At 69.5% G+C, this 15,354-nt stretch carries 14 protein-coding genes and 5 tRNA genes; 12 read left to right on the forward strand and 7 right to left on the reverse strand.

Features of this window, described 5'->3' with window-relative positions; all coding sequences use genetic code 11:
- Window positions 1-305 precede the first annotated feature (305 nt).
- From OG272_RS34765 to OG272_RS34780, 4 genes are all read right to left on the reverse strand, one after another.
- Window positions 306-881: an ATP/GTP-binding protein gene (locus OG272_RS34765; protein WP_020114072.1), complete on the reverse strand. Its 576-nt coding sequence runs from the start codon at window positions 879-881 to the stop codon at window positions 306-308.
- Window positions 862-1,260 (reverse strand): DUF742 domain-containing protein, encoded by a 399-nt coding sequence (locus OG272_RS34770; RefSeq protein WP_326577000.1) that lies wholly within the window; start codon window positions 1,258-1,260, stop codon window positions 862-864. Before OG272_RS34770 ends, OG272_RS34765 begins: the two co-directional genes overlap by 20 nt.
- Before the next feature lie 111 nt (window positions 1,261-1,371).
- A complete protein-coding gene (locus tag OG272_RS34775) occupies window positions 1,372-1,785 on the reverse strand; it encodes a roadblock/LC7 domain-containing protein (protein WP_005479910.1) in 414 nt (137 codons plus the stop codon).
- A 9-nt stretch (window positions 1,786-1,794) separates the two neighbouring features.
- Window positions 1,795-5,703, reverse strand: coding sequence for a nitrate- and nitrite sensing domain-containing protein (locus OG272_RS34780; protein ID WP_405895472.1), 3,909 nt, complete (start codon window positions 5,701-5,703; stop codon window positions 1,795-1,797).
- A gap of 605 nt (window positions 5,704-6,308) precedes the next feature.
- Here OG272_RS34780 and OG272_RS34785 point away from each other — a divergent pair.
- The 3 genes from OG272_RS34785 (at window position 6,309) to gltX (ending at window position 8,949) form a co-directional block, all read left to right on the forward strand.
- Window positions 6,309-6,488: a hypothetical protein gene (locus OG272_RS34785; protein WP_326576997.1), complete on the forward strand. Its 180-nt coding sequence runs from the start codon at window positions 6,309-6,311 to the stop codon at window positions 6,486-6,488.
- Between the two features lie 216 nt (window positions 6,489-6,704).
- Window positions 6,705-7,481 (forward strand): fumarylacetoacetate hydrolase family protein, encoded by a 777-nt coding sequence (locus OG272_RS34790; RefSeq protein ID WP_326576996.1) that lies wholly within the window; start codon window positions 6,705-6,707, stop codon window positions 7,479-7,481.
- Complete coding sequence (gltX, locus tag OG272_RS34795) at window positions 7,474-8,949, forward strand: glutamate--tRNA ligase (RefSeq protein WP_328224086.1); 1,476 nt, start codon at window positions 7,474-7,476, stop codon at window positions 8,947-8,949. The genes OG272_RS34790 and gltX overlap by 8 nt, the downstream gene beginning before the upstream one ends.
- 69 nt (window positions 8,950-9,018) lie before the next feature.
- Here the strand turns inward: gltX and OG272_RS34800 are convergent, their stop codons facing one another.
- Entirely contained in the window at window positions 9,019-9,303 is a 285-nt protein-coding gene (locus OG272_RS34800) for a hypothetical protein (protein WP_327727661.1), read from the reverse strand.
- 87 nt (window positions 9,304-9,390) lie between these two features.
- On the opposite strand from OG272_RS34800, the gene OG272_RS34805 reads away from it, so the two are divergent.
- The 6 genes from OG272_RS34805 to OG272_RS34830 all read left to right on the forward strand — a co-directional run bounded on the left by OG272_RS34805 (window position 9,391) and on the right by OG272_RS34830 (window position 10,728).
- Complete coding sequence (locus tag OG272_RS34805) at window positions 9,391-10,122, forward strand: HAD family hydrolase (protein WP_327727660.1); 732 nt, start codon at window positions 9,391-9,393, stop codon at window positions 10,120-10,122.
- Between the two features lie 90 nt (window positions 10,123-10,212).
- Window positions 10,213-10,284 (forward strand) — tRNA-Gln (locus OG272_RS34810).
- Between the two features lie 42 nt (window positions 10,285-10,326).
- Window positions 10,327-10,399: transfer RNA gene (locus tag OG272_RS34815), tRNA-Glu, on the forward strand.
- A 62-nt stretch (window positions 10,400-10,461) separates the two neighbouring features.
- Window positions 10,462-10,534 (forward strand) — tRNA-Glu (locus OG272_RS34820).
- Window positions 10,535-10,555: 21 nt separating this feature from the next.
- Window positions 10,556-10,627 (forward strand) — tRNA-Gln (locus OG272_RS34825).
- Between the two features lie 28 nt (window positions 10,628-10,655).
- Window positions 10,656-10,728 (forward strand) — tRNA-Glu (locus OG272_RS34830).
- 52 nt (window positions 10,729-10,780) lie between these two features.
- Here OG272_RS34830 and OG272_RS34835 read toward each other — a convergent pair.
- A complete protein-coding gene (locus tag OG272_RS34835; RefSeq protein ID WP_326576987.1) occupies window positions 10,781-11,425 on the reverse strand; it encodes a MerR family transcriptional regulator in 645 nt (214 codons plus the stop codon).
- Between the two features lie 79 nt (window positions 11,426-11,504).
- On the opposite strand from OG272_RS34835, the gene OG272_RS34840 reads away from it, so the two are divergent.
- Window positions 11,505-12,014: a DUF4188 domain-containing protein gene (locus OG272_RS34840; RefSeq protein ID WP_326576985.1), complete on the forward strand. Its 510-nt coding sequence runs from the start codon at window positions 11,505-11,507 to the stop codon at window positions 12,012-12,014.
- Between the two features lie 162 nt (window positions 12,015-12,176).
- Here OG272_RS34840 and ndgR read toward each other — a convergent pair whose 3' ends face one another.
- Window positions 12,177-12,893, reverse strand: a complete 717-nt coding sequence (gene ndgR / locus OG272_RS34845; RefSeq protein ID WP_020270051.1) for an IclR family transcriptional regulator NdgR — start codon at window positions 12,891-12,893, stop codon at window positions 12,177-12,179.
- Between the two features lie 194 nt (window positions 12,894-13,087).
- Between ndgR and leuC the strand changes: the two genes are divergently transcribed.
- Both leuC and leuD read left to right on the forward strand, forming a co-directional pair.
- On the forward strand, window positions 13,088-14,518 hold the full coding sequence (gene leuC / locus OG272_RS34850) for a 3-isopropylmalate dehydratase large subunit (protein ID WP_326576980.1): 1,431 nt from the start codon (window positions 13,088-13,090) through the stop codon (window positions 14,516-14,518).
- Between the two features lie 6 nt (window positions 14,519-14,524).
- Window positions 14,525-15,118 carry a 3-isopropylmalate dehydratase small subunit gene (gene leuD, locus OG272_RS34855; protein WP_327727659.1) on the forward strand — a complete coding sequence of 198 codons (594 nt, stop codon included), beginning with the start codon at window positions 14,525-14,527 and terminating at the stop codon, window positions 15,116-15,118.
- The last annotated feature ends 236 nt before the right edge of the window (window positions 15,119-15,354 follow it).

The raw sequence follows: 15,354 nt of genomic DNA on the forward strand, positions 1-15,354 counted from the left end.
CCAGCACGTCACGCTGAGGACTTCCAAACACTGGGAGGCAACGATTCCGCGTGATGTAAGTCCTAGATAAAACGGTCATAAAGAGCGAGCCCCGGCAAAAAGCGGGGCCATGGTGAGCGCAGCGGTACCGATCGACCGCGACGCGTGGTCGTACCACCCTATTTCTCTGTCGAAACGTTATGAACACCGAGGCCGACCGTGTCAAAGGACACAGCCGGCTTCGGTGTAACTACGACAACCGCCGTATGACGTTGTGGACTTGGGTCCTGTTTTGGGCCCAGCCGTGGTACTTCGACCCCGCAGGCCTACCGCAGGCGGGCCATGAGAGCGTGCTCGACCAGGGTGATCAGGGCGCTCTTCGCGTCCGAGCGATGCCGCGCGTCCGTCGTGATGATCGGGGTGTCGGGCCCGATCTGGAGCGCCTCGCGGACCTCGTCCGGCGTGTAGGGCTGGTGCCCCTCGAAGCCGTTGAGGGCGATGACGAAGGGGAGGCCGCTGTTCTCGAAGTAGTCGACGGCGGGGAAGCAGTCGGCGAGGCGGCGGGTGTCGACGAGGACGATGGCGCCGATGGCGCCGCGTACGAGGTCGTCCCACATGAACCAGAAGCGGTCCTGGCCGGGGGTGCCGAACAGGTACAGGATCAGGTCCTGGTCGAGGGTGATGCGGCCGAAGTCCATGGCGACCGTGGTGGTCGTCTTGTCTCCGGTGTGGGTGAGGTCGTCGATGCCCGCGGACGCGGACGTCATGACGGCCTCGGTACGCAGCGGGTTGATCTCCGAGACGGCCCCGACGAACGTGGTCTTGCCCACGCCGAAGCCACCCGCCACCACGATCTTCGCCGAGGTGGTGGCCCGCCCCGATTCAGAGCTTCCGAAGTCCACTGAGCACCCTTTCCAGCAGAGTCACGTCGGGCGCGCCACCGGCGCTCTCGTCGCCACCGGGCTGATGGATCGCGACGAGTCCGGCCTCGGCGAGGTCCGCGACAAGGATCCGTGCCACACCGAGCGGCATGGACAACAGGGCCGACACCTCGGCCACCGACTTCACCTCGTGGCAGAGGTGGCAGATCCGCTGGTGCTCGGGAAGCAGCCCCATCAGGTGCGCGGGATCTGCCGTCGTGCTGATCAGCGCCTCGAGGGCGAGCTGGTAACGCGGCCGCGTCCGGCCACCGGTCATGGCGTACGGCCGAACCAGCGGCTGGTCCCCCTCGTCTCCGTACGGCTCTGCGTACGGATCGTGAGGAGCGGTGGGCGGGGTCATTGATCCTCCGAGCGGGACAGCAAGTCGGTCAGTCGTGCCGTCTGACGGGGGCCGGTGGGGGGACTGTGTCGGCCGGACGGTGATGTGGTGAGTTCTGTTGATCCGCAGGCGTCAGTGGAGCAAGCTGCCTTGGAGTTCGGCGCGCAGGTCGGGCGTGAGCACGGCGCCCGCGCGGTCGACGAGCAGCGCCATCTCGTAACCGACCAGGCCGATGTCGCACTCGGGATGGGCGAGAACGGCCAGGGACGATCCGTCGGAGACGGACATCAGGAAGAGAAAACCGCGCTCCATCTCCACCACCGTCTGGGCCACGTCCCCGCCCTCGAAGATCCGGGATGCCCCGGCCGTGAGCGAGGTGAGCCCGGAGGCGACGGCCGCGAGCTGATCGGCACGGTCGCGCGGAAAGCCTTCCGACATCGCCAGAAGAAGACCGTCGGCGGACACGACGACGGTGTGGGACACCCCTGGGGTGTTGTCCACGAAGTTGGTGATCAACCAGTTGAGGTTCTGTGCCGCTTGGCTCATCTGGCTCAACTAACGCTCCTGCTGGTGAGTGGGGCTCGGGAAGCTGCCGGTCTGGCCGGTACCGGCCTGTCGACCCTGCGCGATGCCCCGACGGAGATTGGTCAGCCGGCCGCGTACGTCGTCAGGCGAACGCGAGACCTGCGGACCGGTTTGGTGCTGTTGCTGCTGAGCCGTGCCCGGCACGAGGTTCGCGCGCGGGACCCGGCGCGGCAGGCCGGAGGTGGTGACCCCGCCCGCCGAAGGCTGACGGGCGCGTTCGGCCTGGCGGACCAGGTCGTCGTTGGGTGTGCTGCGCCAGGTGGGGGAAGCGGGCGCGGTGGGGGTCGCCGGACGCTGAGGAGCGGCCGGAGTCTGGGGAGCCGGGGCGGCCTGCTGCTGCGCGGAACCGTTGCCCTGCTGCTGGCCGTTCTGGCCGTTCTGGCCGTTCTGGCCGTTCTGGCCGTTCTGGCCGCCCTGACCGTGGAACCAGTTGGTTTCCAGCGTGTCGTAGAGCGGGGTACGGCCGTCCATCGGACCCGTTGCCGGCGGCAGCGCCTCCGGCTCCTGCGGGCGCGCGGGGCGCTGCGGGGGCACCGGGGGACGCTGCGGCGGCACCGGCGGGCGGGGCGCGCCGTAGCTCTCACCGTTGACCTGCGGCCGCTCGAACTGGCCGGTGTCCTGGGAGTTCTGCCGACCCTGCGGGTTGAACTGCCCGGTGCCCTGGCCGTTCTGCCGGGCGGGTGCACCGTACTGTCCCGTGTCCTGCGGGTTCTGCCGGCCCGGGACGCCGTACTGTCCCGTGTCCTGCGGATTCTGCCGACCCGGAGCCGGGAACTGGCCCGTGCCGGAACCGTCGTAGCCCGGCATGGCGAACTGGCCGGTGGACGACGGGTCCTGCGAAGCACCGCGCGGCGGACCGGAGGGCGCCGGCGGAGCACCGGCCCCGCCGAACACGTCGGAGCGGACGTAGGACCCGGTGCCGTTCTGCGGCGTGTCCGCGCCGGGGCGGCGGCTGTCGTAGTCGGCCCGCGGGGAACGCGGGAAGTCGGTGGGCGAGCCCGGAGTCTGGTGGGGGTCGACGCGGGGCATCGGCGCGGTGACGTCCGGCTGCTCCTCGTGGCCGCGCGGGGCGTCCAGCGAGGCGCGCGGCACCGGCGGCTGAGCGTTGTCGTCGCTCCAGCTGGGCGTCCGCGACGGGGAGTTGCCACCGGGCAGCTCGGCGCGCGGGCCACCGCGGCCGGGCAACTGCGGACGGCGCCTGCCGGAACGTTCCTTGCCCTGCTTCGGCGGCACGGCACCCGGGCCGCCGTCGGCCCCGCCGGCCGGGCGCAGGCCCGAGCCGCCGCCCGGGAAGCCGCCCTGGCGTCCGGAGTCGTCGAAGCTCTCGAAGGTGCCCGGGCCACCGGTCCCGGCGGCCTGCAGGCCCTGCGGGGCACCCGGCGCCTGACCGCCGCCGAACCCACCGGCACCGGAACCCGCCGGAGCCGGCCGGCCGCCCTGCGGGGGCACCGGCGGACCACCCTGCGGCCCACGCGGACCACCGGGGTTGCCGAAACCGCCCGGACCACTGGGGTTGCCGGGCAGCGCGGCCCGCGGACCCTGGCCCGCGCCGACCTGCCCACGCTGCGGAGGGGCACCGAGGAGACCACCGGCGGAGGGGCCGCCGCCGAGCGGCGGACCCGACTGGTTGCCGGCCTGGCGACGCGCGGCGGCGGCGCCGGCCGCGGCCTGCGCGGCGGCCGGACCACCGGTGGAAGGACCGCCCTGGCCGGGCTTGCCCGGGGTGGGCTTCTTGTTGCCCTGGGCCACGTCGACGGGAAGCATGACCAGCGCGGTCGTACCGCCCGAGTCGGACGGACGCAGCTGGATACGGATGCCGTGGCGCTGCGACAGCCGGCCGACCACGAACAGACCCATGCGGCGGGAGACCGACACGTCCACGGTGGGCGGTGAGGCGAGGCGCTCGTTGATCGCCGCGAGGTCCTCGGGGGAGAGGCCGATACCGGTGTCGTGGATCTCGATCAGCACCCGGCCGTCGGGCAGGGCGTGACCGGTGACCTTGACCTTGGTCTGCGGCGAGGAGAAGGAGGTGGCGTTCTCCAGCAGCTCGGCGAGCAGGTGCACGAGGTCGTTGACCACGCGGCCGGCGACCTCGGTCGTCGGCACGGAGGACAGTTCGATGCGCTCGTACTGCTCCACCTCGGACGCGGCGGCGCGGAGCACGTCGACCAGCGGGACCGGGCGGGTCCAGCGGCGGCCGGGCTCCTCACCGGCGAGAACGAGGAGGTTCTCACCGTTACGGCGCATGCGGGTCGCGAGGTGGTCGAGCTTGAAGAGGGAGGACAGCTGGTCCGGGTCGGCCTCGCGGGACTCCAGTTCGGAGATGAGCGACAGCTGACGCTGGATGAGGCCCTGGGAGCGGCGCGAGAGGTTGGTGAACATCGCGTTGACGTTGCCCCGGAGCAGGGCCTGCTCGGCGGCGAGGCGGACGGCCTCGCGGTGCACGTCGTCGAAGGCCGCGGCCACCTGGCCGATCTCGTCCCGGGAGTGCACACCGACCGACTCGACGGAGGTGTCGACGTCCTGCGGGTCCGACTCCGAGAGCTGCTTGACCAGCTCGGGCAGCCGGTCCTGGGCGACCTTGGTCGCGGTGTCCTGCAGCCGGCGCAGCGAGCGGATCATGGACCGGGCCACGACGAACGCGCCGACCAGGGAGACACCGAGGACGAGCAGGATCAGCGCACCGGAGATGATCGCCTCTTGCTCGGCGTCGGCGCGGAGATTACGAGCGGTCTGTTCCATCTCCTCGAGGAGCGAGCCCTCGATCTTCTTCATCTGCTCGATCTTGGCCGAGGAGTCGTCGGTCCAGTCCTTGTACGAGCGGTTGTCCTGCCCGCCCAGACCGCCGGCGCTGGCGAGGACCCGGTCCGCGTAGACGTCGGCGGCCTCGATGGTGGGGCTCGCGTCGTCGATCGGCTTGGTCAGTTCCTCGGCACCGGAACCGTAGATGTCGGAGAAGGTGCTGCGGTCGGACTCCTCGTTCGAGAGCGCGGAGTTCGCGTACAGCCGGTCGTTCTCGGAGAGCTTGCCGCCCTTGTCGTCGGTCGCGGGCAGGGCCGCCGCGATGACCGCGCGCTGGATGGAGGCGTACTCCTTGGCGGACGAGAACGCCGCCAGGGCACGGGTCCGCTTGATCATGTCCGGGTTGCTGGTGGCCTCGGCCATGTCCGTGGAGAGGTCCAGCAACTGGCCGATCAGGCGGTGGTAGGCCTCGACCGTCTGCGTGGAGTTCTTGGGGTCCACGTAGGCGTTCTTGCGGATGCTGCTGAGGTTGTAGAGCTCGCGCACGACCCGGACGAGGCTGTCGCGGACGCCGGGCATCTTCGCCGTGGTGTTCGCGGTCTCGGCGGCCTGGGTCGCGTCCGTGAACTGGATGCGGGCCTGGTCCGTCTTCTCGCGGGTGCCCTTGACGGTGAAGTCGGTGGCGTCCAGACCGTGGGCGAGGGGGCCGGCGGACAGGTCGCGCTCCTGCTGGAGCGCGGCGGCGAGCTCGGTCGCCTGCTTCGTCATGTCGGTCAGCAGCCGCATGTTGTCGAGCTGCTGGATGTCGTCCACGTTGTCGCCGATGCGCAGCGCGCCGAGCGAGGTCGCCGCCACCACGGGGAGCGCGAGCAACGACACGAGACGGGTCGAGATGCGCCAGTTGCGCAGGGCTATTCGGGAGCCGCCGCTCGTGGCGCCGGCCTTGGTGCCGCCCTTGGGCTTCCCGGGCGGCGTGGGAGCAACTGACGCGCCGGGGCGCCCGGAGCGCTCCCCGCCGTCGCCGATCTCCGCCGGACCCGGGTTCTGGGCGTGCTGGGGGGAGGAACCGTTACCGGCTCCCTTGTGTGGCTCCGGCTCCGCCGAAGCGCTGCCATCCCTCTTGAAACGTCCCTGCACTAGCGTCGCAACCTCTGGACCAGGCGCCCCACCGCGTGAACGGCGGGACGGTGTCGGCGTCTTCGGGGGCGCCCTGAATACGTCCCCAATTGGTGGTCGTGAGTGACCGGCGCAGGCTCCCCCTTCCACCGCCGCCAGGCGCTTTTGTTCTGCGCCCCTGCGCGCCGGCACGATCCTGCGGCGGTCCGTGGAATTCCAGCACAGTGCAGGATCTCCAACAAGGCCAATGGGTAACGGTCTGTTCACAGTGACAGCATGTGAGGACCACGTCACCAGGCGTGGAAGGTGTTTCCGTTCATTACGGACATATCCGTGCGATCCAGGGGGGTGAGGGGGGTGTCCCAGTCGCCATGATCAGGAGCGGAATGCGGGCTTCAGGTTACTAATGTCTGTTTCGCGGGGTCGGGTTGATGGCCTGGATTGTCCGTTTTACCCATGACTGAGTGAGCAAACTCACACGCCGATCATGCCTTCTTCACGTCTTGACCCGGGAATCGCATGTTTAGCCTGACGCTTTACAGGGATGGCGAATCCGACAACCCGCGCTTGTGGGACGGCCCTTGCGGTCCGCCCGGCGCCCGCACACGACGAGGTCCAGGACGACAGTGAAGACGACGACGATGATCCGCACGATAGCCAACCCCCGGCGTACGACGCTGGCCCACCTCGCCGACGCCGAGGACCTGCGTACGCCGGAGCAGGAGCACTCCGTCGACCTCCCCTCCCAGACCGCCAACCCCCGCCGGACGGTCCTGATGACGGTCCCGGTCCAGGCGGCGGAGTAGTTGCACGCTCAAGTACGCGCCGAATCCGCCAACCGCTCAAGCCGGTTCCCGTGAAGATTCGGCGGAGTTCGTGAAAGCGAGTGCGAAGGGCGCCCGGCACGTGCCGGGCGCCCTTCCGCATGCGTACGTCATCAATTGCGCGAGGCGGGCACCCCGCCCCGCGTTAGCCTGGACCGTCAGATCTCCAGCCAGCTCAGTTAGGGGCGCAAGCAACCCGTGCGCATCGCCAGGTTCTCCATCGACGGGAACGTAGCCTTCGGCGCGGTCGAGGGCGACAAGCCGGACGAGCTCGTCCTCGACATCATCAAGGGCATTCCGTTCGCGGACTATGAGCTCTCCGGTACGAAGGTCCCGCTGAGCAAGGTCAGGCTGCTGCCGCCGGTGCTCCCCAACAAGGTCGTGGCCTTCGGCCGCAACTACGCCGAGCACGCGCGCGAGCTGGGCAACGAGGTCCCCGACGCCCCGTTCGCCTTCTTCAAGCCGGCCACCTCGGTGATCGGCCCCGGCGACGCGATCCAGTACCCGTCCTTCTCCGAGGACCTCCACCACGAGGCCGAGCTGGCCGTCGTCATCGGCCGGATGTGCCGCGAGGTCCCGCGTGAGCGCGTCAAGGACGTGATCTTCGGCTACACCTGCGCCAACGACATCACCGCCCGTGACGTCCAGAAGCGCGAGAAGCAGTGGGCCCGGGCCAAGGGCTTCGACACAGCCTGCCCGCTGGGCCCCTGGGTGGAGACCGACCTCGACCCGAGCGACCTGACCGTCCAGCTCACCGTCAACGGCGCGCAACGCCAGCTCGGCCGGACGAGCGAGATGATCCACTCCATCGAGGATCTGATCGTCAACATCACCGAGGCCATGACGCTGCTCCCCGGCGACGTGATCCTCACGGGCACCCCGGCAGGGGTCGGCCCCCTCAACGTCGGCGACGAGGTCGCCGTCACCATCGAAGGCATCGGCACTCTCACCAACAAGGTGATCAAGCGTGGCTAACGGCTCCGTCCGCGTACGTTTCTGTCCGTCCCCGACCGGCAACCCCCACGTGGGTCTGGTCCGCACGGCCCTGTTCAACTGGGCGTTCGCCCGCCACAACGGCGGCACGTTCGTCTTCCGCATCGAGGACACCGACGCGGCCCGCGACTCCGAGGAGTCCTACGAGCAGCTCCTGGACTCCCTGCGCTGGCTGGGCTTCACCTGGGACGAGGGCCCCGAGGTCGGCGGCCCGCACGCGCCGTACCGCCAGTCGCAGCGCATGGACACGTACAAGGAGGTGGCGGAGAAGCTCAAGGACGCGGGCCACGCCTACTCCTGCTACTGCACCGCCTCCGAGCTGGAGGAGCGCCGCGACGCCGCCCGCGCGGCCGGCAGGCCCTCCGGCTACGACGGCAAGTGCCGCGAGGTCACGCCGGAGCAGAAGGCTCGGTACGAGGCCGAGGGCCGCGAGCCGATCGTCCGCTTCCGGATGCCCGACGAGACGATCACTTTCACGGACCTGGTCCGCGGCGAGCTGACCTTCACCCCGGAGAACGTGCCGGACTACGGCATCGTCCGCGCGAACGGCGCTCCGCTCTACACGCTCGTCAACCCCGTCGACGACGCCCTGATGGAGATCACCCACGTCCTGCGCGGCGAGGACCTGCTCTCCTCCACGCCCCGCCAGATCGCCCTGTACAAGGCGCTGATCGAACTGGGCATCGCCAAGGAGGTCCCGTCCTTCGGCCACCTGCCGTACGTGATGGGCGAGGGCAACAAGAAGCTCTCCAAGCGCGACCCCGAGTCGAGCCTGAACCTCTACCGGGAGCGCGGCTTCCTGGCCGAGGGCCTGCTCAACTACCTCTCCCTGCTCGGCTGGTCGCTCTCCGCGGACAAGGACATCTTCACGATCGAGGAGATGGTCGCCGCCTTCGACGTCGCGGACGTGAACCCCAACCCGGCCCGCTTCGACCTGAAGAAGGCCGAGGCGATCAACGCCGACCACATCCGCCTGCTGGACGTGAAGGACTTCACCGAGCGCTGCGCCCCGTGGCTGAAGGCCCCGTTCGCCCCCTGGGCGCCGGAGGACTTCGACGAGGCCAAGTGGGAGGCCATCGCCCCCCACGCGCAGACCCGCCTCAAGGTCCTCTCGGAGATCACGGACAACGTCGACTTCCTGTTCCTGCCGGAGCCGGCGCAGGACGAGGCGAGCTGGACGAAGGCCATGAAGGAGGGCTCCGACGCGCTGCTCCGTACGGCGAAGGAGAAGCTGGAGGCGGCCGACTGGACCTCGGCCGAGTCCTTGAAGGAGGCCGTCCTGGCCGCCGGCGAGGCACACGGCCTCAAGCTCGGCAAGGCCCAGGCCCCCGTCCGCGTCGCCGTCACCGGCCGCACGGTCGGCCTCCCCCTCTTCGAGTCCCTGGAGATCCTGGGCAAGGAGAAGACGCTGGCGAGGATCGACGCGGCCCTGGCCAAACTGGCCGCGTAACGCCCGCACGTGGACGCGCGGAGGGGGTGTCACCCGGGCCACCGGGTGACACCCCCTCCGCGCATCCGATCAGACGGCGTCGTTCTCGTCGATCAAGTACGCGCTCTCGTCGAAGATCTCCAGGACGACAACGACCATGATCGCCCCGGCCACCATGTACTCCAGCACCACACCGGGAGCCACGTACGCCTTGCGCAGGTTCTCGTCCGGACCCAGCTGCGCGGTCGAGGTCTTGCGGAACGGATCACGGGCCAGTATCCGCACGGCCCTGTCCAAGTGGGCGCGGTGCTCTCCGGGCAGGGCGTCGTACGTCGCACGGGCCTCGACGGTGAACTGGACGCGATACTCGGTCATGGCGGTGTCTCGGTCTTTCGCTCGGCGGTCCCACCACGTTAAGGCATCCGCGGTACGAGGGACCCCGGCGACGGATACCGTCGTTCCATGAACATCAAGGCCGTGCTCTGGGACGTCGACGACACCCTTTTCGACTACACCGCGGCCGACCGGGCCGGAATGCGGGACCACCTCGCCGCCGAGGGCCTGCTGCTCGGATACGACACCGTCGAAGAGGCCATCTCGCGCTGGCGCGAACTGACGAGCCTGCACTGGCGGCGGTACGCGGCGGGCGAGGGCGACTGGGAGGCCACGCGCCGCGACCGGGTACGGGACTTCCAGGGCCGGCCCCTGAGCGACGCGGAGGCCGACGCCTGGTTCGAGCGCTACGTCGCCCACTACGAGCGGGCCTGGTCGCTCTTCCCGGACGTCGTGCCCGTCCTGGACTCGCTCTCCGCGAGCCACCGGCACGCGGTGCTCTCCAACTCCAGCCTCCCCGTCCAGGAACGCAAGCTGCGCGCCCTCGGCGTGTGGGACCGCTTCGAGACGGTGTTGTGCGCCGAGCAACTGGGCGTCCACAAGCCGGCCGCCGAGGCGTTCCACGTCGCCTGCGAAGCCCTGGAACTGCCGCCGCACGAGGTCGCGTACGTCGGCGACCACCCGGAGATCGACGGCCGGGGAGCCGCCGACGCCGGTCTGCTGTCGGTCTGGATCGATCGCGGCGGCCTCCACGCGACCATCGACCCGCCCGCCGGGCCGCACCGGATCGCCACCCTGACCGAACTCCCCGCGATCCTCGGCTCCGATACCCGTTTTGGAGCGCCGTCCACCTTCGGGTAATGTTCTTCCTGCGCCGCCGGGAAGCGGGCCGAAAGGCCGGAACCGGCGGAGCGAACTAGAACAAGATCCCCTGAGGGGCTTGCGTTCCAGTGGCCTATGGTGTAATTGGCAGCACGACTGATTCTGGTTCAGTTAGTCTTGGTTCGAGTCCAGGTAGGCCAGCTCGCAGAGCTCATCTGCGCATGCGGAGATCAGATCCGCGAAGCCCCCGTTGTGTAGCGGCCTAGCACGCTGCCCTCTCAAGGCAGTAGCGCCGGTTCGAATCCGGTCGGGGGTACAGATCCTTCCCGCGAAGGTGGCCAGGGTAGCTCCCTCCACCATCGATGCAGGATCGCTAGGGCCCCCGTTGTGTAGCGGCCTAGCACGCCGCCCTCTCAAGGCGGTAGCGCCGGTTCGAATCCGGTCGGGGGTACGGAAAAGGTCTCAACCATATTGGTCTATGGTGTAATTGGCAACACTACGGTTTCTGGTACCGTCATTCTTGGTTCGAGTCCAGGTAGACCAGCTCGGACCTGCGGAAACGCAGGCTCCACGCCCCCGTTGTGTAGCGGCCTAGCACGCCGCCCTCTCAAGGCGGTAGCGCCGGTTCGAATCCGGTCGGGGGTACGCATCGAGAAGGCCCTCCACTTCGGTGGGGGGCCTCTTTCGTGCGCTCCGGCTACTCGATGCCGTACCGCCGCGCCGACTCCTCCTCCTGGGCCAGCCGGTGCAGCGAGCGGAGCACCGGCTCGAAGAGTACCGCCGCCGAGACCGCCACCTCCACCTTCTCCGTGTCGGACGAGTAGCTCTCCATCTGGTCCAGGTCCCGCACGGCCGCCTGGTGCATCAACTCGGCGTACGGGGCCATGAGTTCGGCGTCGCACGGATAACCGAGCCGCAGCAGCGTCGCCACCAGCGCCACCAGCGAACGATGGACGGGGGAGAGGGAGCCGATCTCCCTCACCGAGTCCCAGCCCAGTGTCCGCAGCAGCCGGTCCACCTCGGCCGTCGCGGCGACCGTGGCCGGGTCCTCCTCGTCCGGGTCGGGGGTCTGGGGCAGCGCCCACAGGGCCGCGCCGAGCCGGATCGTACGGCCCAGGGACTCGTCGTCCACGTGCTTGAGCACCTCCCTGGCGTTCGCCACCGGCACCCTGCCGACCTGGATCAACGCCCGCACCAGCCGCAGCCGGCGCAGATGCTCCTCGTCGTACTCCGCCGTCGTCGCGTTGATCTGGCGGCCCGGCGCCAACAGCCCTTCGCGCAGGTAGTACTTGATCGTCGCCGGGGACACCCCGCTGCGCTCGCTCAGCTCCGCCAGCCGCATCTCTTGCGCCTCTCCTTGGGAAGTGCCACTATCCAAACACGAGGAGTCGGATAGTGCCGCTCACCAACTAGGGGGAGACATGTTAGGGAAGCGGGTTGCCGCCGGCCGTACCACCGCGGCCGCCGAGGGCGACGTGGTGGTCCTGCTGATCGGCATGCGGATCAACCACTTCTGGGCCGTGCATCACTGGGGGCCCGTGCTCATGGCGATGCCGCGGATGCTGCGGGAGCTGCGGAAGGACCCGGGCCGGGGGCTGCTGAACGCCGTGCTGCTCACGGCCTCGCCGCGGACGTACTACGTCGTCCAGTACTGGGAGTCCAAGGACAAGCTGTACGGGTACGCGCACGCGCCCGACGCGTTCCATCGCGTCGCGTGGGCGGCGATCAACCGCAAGGAGCGCAAGGGGAAGGCCCGGCAGCATGTGGGGCTGTGGCACGAGACGTATGTGGTGCCGGAGGGGTCGTACGAGTCGATCTACGCCGACATGCCCGCGTTCGGTCTCGCGGCGGCCACGGGGGTGCTGCCGGTCGAGGGTAGGGGGAGGTCGGCGAAGGAGCGGTTCGCCCACCGGCGGGACGTGAGCGCTTAGGCGCCGTCGAGGGGAGCCGCGTGATTCGCTGCGGACTGCTCGTGGTTGTCCGCGCGGTTCCCCGCGCCGCCTGAAGGGGCGCGCCGCAGTCGCACCCATGAGGAAAGGCCTGCCGCGGCGTTGAGGCAGGCCTTTTTTCGTGGTGGACGGGGGCTTCGCAGGTCAGCCGGTGCGGCGCAGGGCCTCGGACAGGCGGCCCGCGGCGTCGATGACCGCCTGGGCGTGCATGCGGCCGGGGTGGCGGGTGAGGCGCTCGATGGGGCCGGAGACGGAGACCGCGGCCACCACCCGGTTCGACGGGCCTCGAACGGGGGCGGAGACCGAGGCGACGCCCGGCTCGCGCTCGCCGATGGACTGTGCCCAGCCCCGGCGCCGTACGCCCGAGAGGGCGGTGGCGGTGAAGCGTGCGCCCTGGAGTCCGCGGTGCAGGCGCTCGGGCTCCTCCCAGGCCATGAGGATCTGGGCCGAGGAACCGGCCTTCATCGTGAGGGTCGAACCGACCGGGACCGTGTCCCGCAGGCCGGACAGGCGCTCCGCCGCGGCGACGCAGATGCGCATGTCGCCCTGGCGGCGGTAGAGCTGTGCGCTCTCGCCCGTCACGTCCCGTAGGTGGGTGAGCACCGGGCCCGCCGTCGCGAGGAGGCGGTCCTCGCCTGCGGCCGCGGCCAGCTCGGCCAGCCTGGGGCCGAGTATGAAACGGCCCTGCATGTCGCGTGCCACCATGCGGTGGTGTTCCAGAGCCACGGCCAGGCGGTGGGCCGTGGGTCGTGCGAGTCCGGTGGCGCCGACCAGACCCGCGAGGGTGGCCGGACCGGACTCCAGAGCGCTCAGGACCAGGGCCGCCTTGTCCAGAACGCCGACGCCGCTACTGTTGTCCATGCAACGATACTCGCGTCTCACTCTGTGAAACGCAAGTTCAATTTCGCGTGGACCTTGCCACTCTGGAAGCAGAACGAACGGCTCGCGGACCAACGAGCCCGGCGGCCGGCGCTCATACGAGGGGTACGTGCGCTCGCCACCTCCGATATCTCTAGTTGGGCCGGTGCTCGGACAAGCCGGCCGGAGGGAAAGCGATGGGTAGGACACTCGCGGAGAAGGTCTGGGACGACCACGTCGTCCGGCGCGCCGAGGGCGAGCCCGACCTCCTCTTCATCGATCTGCACCTGCTGCACGAGGTGACCAGCCCCCAGGCCTTCGACGGTCTCCGCAAGAGCGGGCGCAAAGTGCGCCGGCTCGACCTGACCATCGCGACCGAGGACCACAACACCCCCACCCTCGACATCGACAAGCCCATCGCGGACCCGGTCTCCCGCGTCCAGCTGGAGACGCTGCGCGCGAACGCCGCCGAGTTCGGAGTGCGTCTGCACCCGCTGGGCGATGTCGAGCAGGGCGTCGTGCACGTCGTCGGCCCGCAGCTGGGTCTGACCCAGCCCGGCATGACGGTCGTCTGCGGTGACTCCCACACCTCCACGCACGGCGCCTTCGGCGGTCTGGCGTTCGGTATCGGCACCTCCCAGGTGGAGCACGTGCTGGCCACCCAGACGCTGCCGCTGGTCCGCCCCAAGACCATGGCCATCACGGTCGAGGGCGAGCTGCCCGACGGCGTCACCGCCAAGGACCTGATCCTGGCGATCATCGCCAGGATCGGTACGGGCGGTGGCCAGGGCTATGTCCTGGAGTACCGCGGCCCGGCCATCGAGAAGCTCTCGATGGAAGCCCGCATGACCATCTGCAACATGTCGATCGAGGCCGGTGCCCGCGCGGGCATGATCGCCCCCGACCAGACCACCTTCGACTACCTCAAGGGCCGTCCGCACGCCCCCGAGGGCGAGGACTGGGACGCGGCCGTCGCGTACTGGAAGACGCTGAAGACGGACGAGGACGCCGAGTTCGACGCCGAGGTCGTCATCGACGGCGCCGCCCTGTCGCCGTTCGTCACCTGGGGCACCAACCCCGGCCAGGGCGCGCCGCTTTCGGCGTCGGTCCCCGACCCGGCTTCGTACGAGGACGCTTCGGAGCGCCACGCCGCCGAAAAGGCCCTGGAGTACATGGGGTTGGAGGCCGGCCAGCCGCTGAAGTCCATCGACGTGGACACCGTCTTCGTAGGTTCGTGCACCAACGGCCGCATCGAGGACCTGCGCGCCGCCGCCGAGCTGATCAAGGGCCGCAAAGTCGCCGACGGCGTACGGATGCTGGTCGTCCCCGGCTCCGCGCGGGTCGGTCTGCAGGCCGTCTCCGAGGGCCTGGACGTCGTCTTCAAGGAGGCCGGCGCCGAATGGCGGCACGCGGGCTGCTCGATGTGTCTGGGCATGAACCCGGACCAGCTGGCCCCCGGCGAGCGCTCCGCGTCCACCTCCAACCGCAACTTCGAGGGCAGGCAGGGCAAGGGCGGCCGTACGCACCTGGTCTCGCCGCAGGTCGCCGCCGCGACGGCCGTCCTGGGCCACCTGGCGTCCCCCGCCGACCTGACCGACGCCGACACCCGTACGCCCGCTGGAGTCTGAACAGCCATGGAAGCATTCACCACGCACACCGGCCGGGCCGTCCCGCTGCGCCGCAGCAACGTCGACACCGACCAGATCATCCCCGCCCACTGGCTCAAGAAGGTGACCAGGGACGGCTTCGAGGACGGGCTGTTCGAGGCCTGGCGCAAGGACGAGAAATTCATCCTCAACCAGCCCGAGCGCAAGGGCGCCACCGTCCTGGTGGCCGGCCCCGACTTCGGCACCGGCTCCTCCCGTGAGCACGCCGTGTGGGCGCTGCAGAACTACGGCTTCAAGGCCGTCATCTCCTCCCGCTTCGCCGACATCTTCCGCGGCAACTCGCTCAAGAACGGCCTGCTCACGGTCGTCCTGGAGCAGAAGATCGTGGACGCGCTGCAGGAGCTCACCGAGAAGGACCCCGAGGTCGAGATCACGGTCGACCTTCAGGCCCGCGAGGTGCGCGCCGAGGGCATCACCGCCTCCTTCGAGCTGGACGAGAACTCCCGCTGGCGGCTGCTGAACGGGCTGGACGACATCTCCATCACCCTCCAGAACGAGGCCGACATCTCCGCGTACGAGGCCAAGCGCCCCTCGCACAAGCCGAGGACGCTGACGATCTGACCCATGGGCGCGGACCCCCCTCGGGGCGGTCCGCGCAAGGCGGATTCCGGCCACCGCGACACCCCCAGGTACCCCCAATCGTGCACGGTTGGGGGTACCGCCATGTTCGGGTTCGGAGACCTTCGAAGTCATGTGCAGAAAGGTTTCAACTCCCCTAGTTACAAAGGTGATTGCCGGGGTACGCGCATCATGGTGTGGCATCGGCCGGGGGTGCTCCACAGGCCCCCGGAAGACGG

The sequence above is a fragment of the Streptomyces sp. NBC_00104 genome (genome assembly GCF_045160825.1).
Taxonomy (GTDB): domain Bacteria; phylum Actinomycetota; class Actinomycetes; order Streptomycetales; family Streptomycetaceae; genus Streptomyces.

What these genes read in the sequence shown, in the direction of transcription:
- OG272_RS34770 (WP_326577000.1), bottom strand. Translation starts at nt 1,260, where the DNA reads ATGACCCCGCCCACCGCTCCTCACGATCCGTACGCAGAGCCGTACGGA.
- OG272_RS34775 (WP_005479910.1), bottom strand. Translation starts at nt 1,785, where the DNA reads ATGAGCCAAGCGGCACAGAACCTCAACTGGTTGATCACCAACTTCGTG.
- OG272_RS34800 (WP_327727661.1), bottom strand. Translation starts at nt 9,303, where the DNA reads ATGACCGAGTATCGCGTCCAGTTCACCGTCGAGGCCCGTGCGACGTAC.
- OG272_RS34805 (WP_327727660.1), top strand. Translation starts at nt 9,391, where the DNA reads ATGAACATCAAGGCCGTGCTCTGGGACGTCGACGACACCCTTTTCGAC.
- OG272_RS34835 (WP_326576987.1), bottom strand. Translation starts at nt 11,425, where the DNA reads ATGCGGCTGGCGGAGCTGAGCGAGCGCAGCGGGGTGTCCCCGGCGACG.
- OG272_RS34840 (WP_326576985.1), top strand. Translation starts at nt 11,505, where the DNA reads ATGTTAGGGAAGCGGGTTGCCGCCGGCCGTACCACCGCGGCCGCCGAG.
- ndgR (WP_020270051.1), bottom strand. Translation starts at nt 12,893, where the DNA reads ATGGACAACAGTAGCGGCGTCGGCGTTCTGGACAAGGCGGCCCTGGTC.
- leuC (WP_326576980.1), top strand. Translation starts at nt 13,088, where the DNA reads ATGGGTAGGACACTCGCGGAGAAGGTCTGGGACGACCACGTCGTCCGG.
- leuD (WP_327727659.1), top strand. Translation starts at nt 14,525, where the DNA reads ATGGAAGCATTCACCACGCACACCGGCCGGGCCGTCCCGCTGCGCCGC.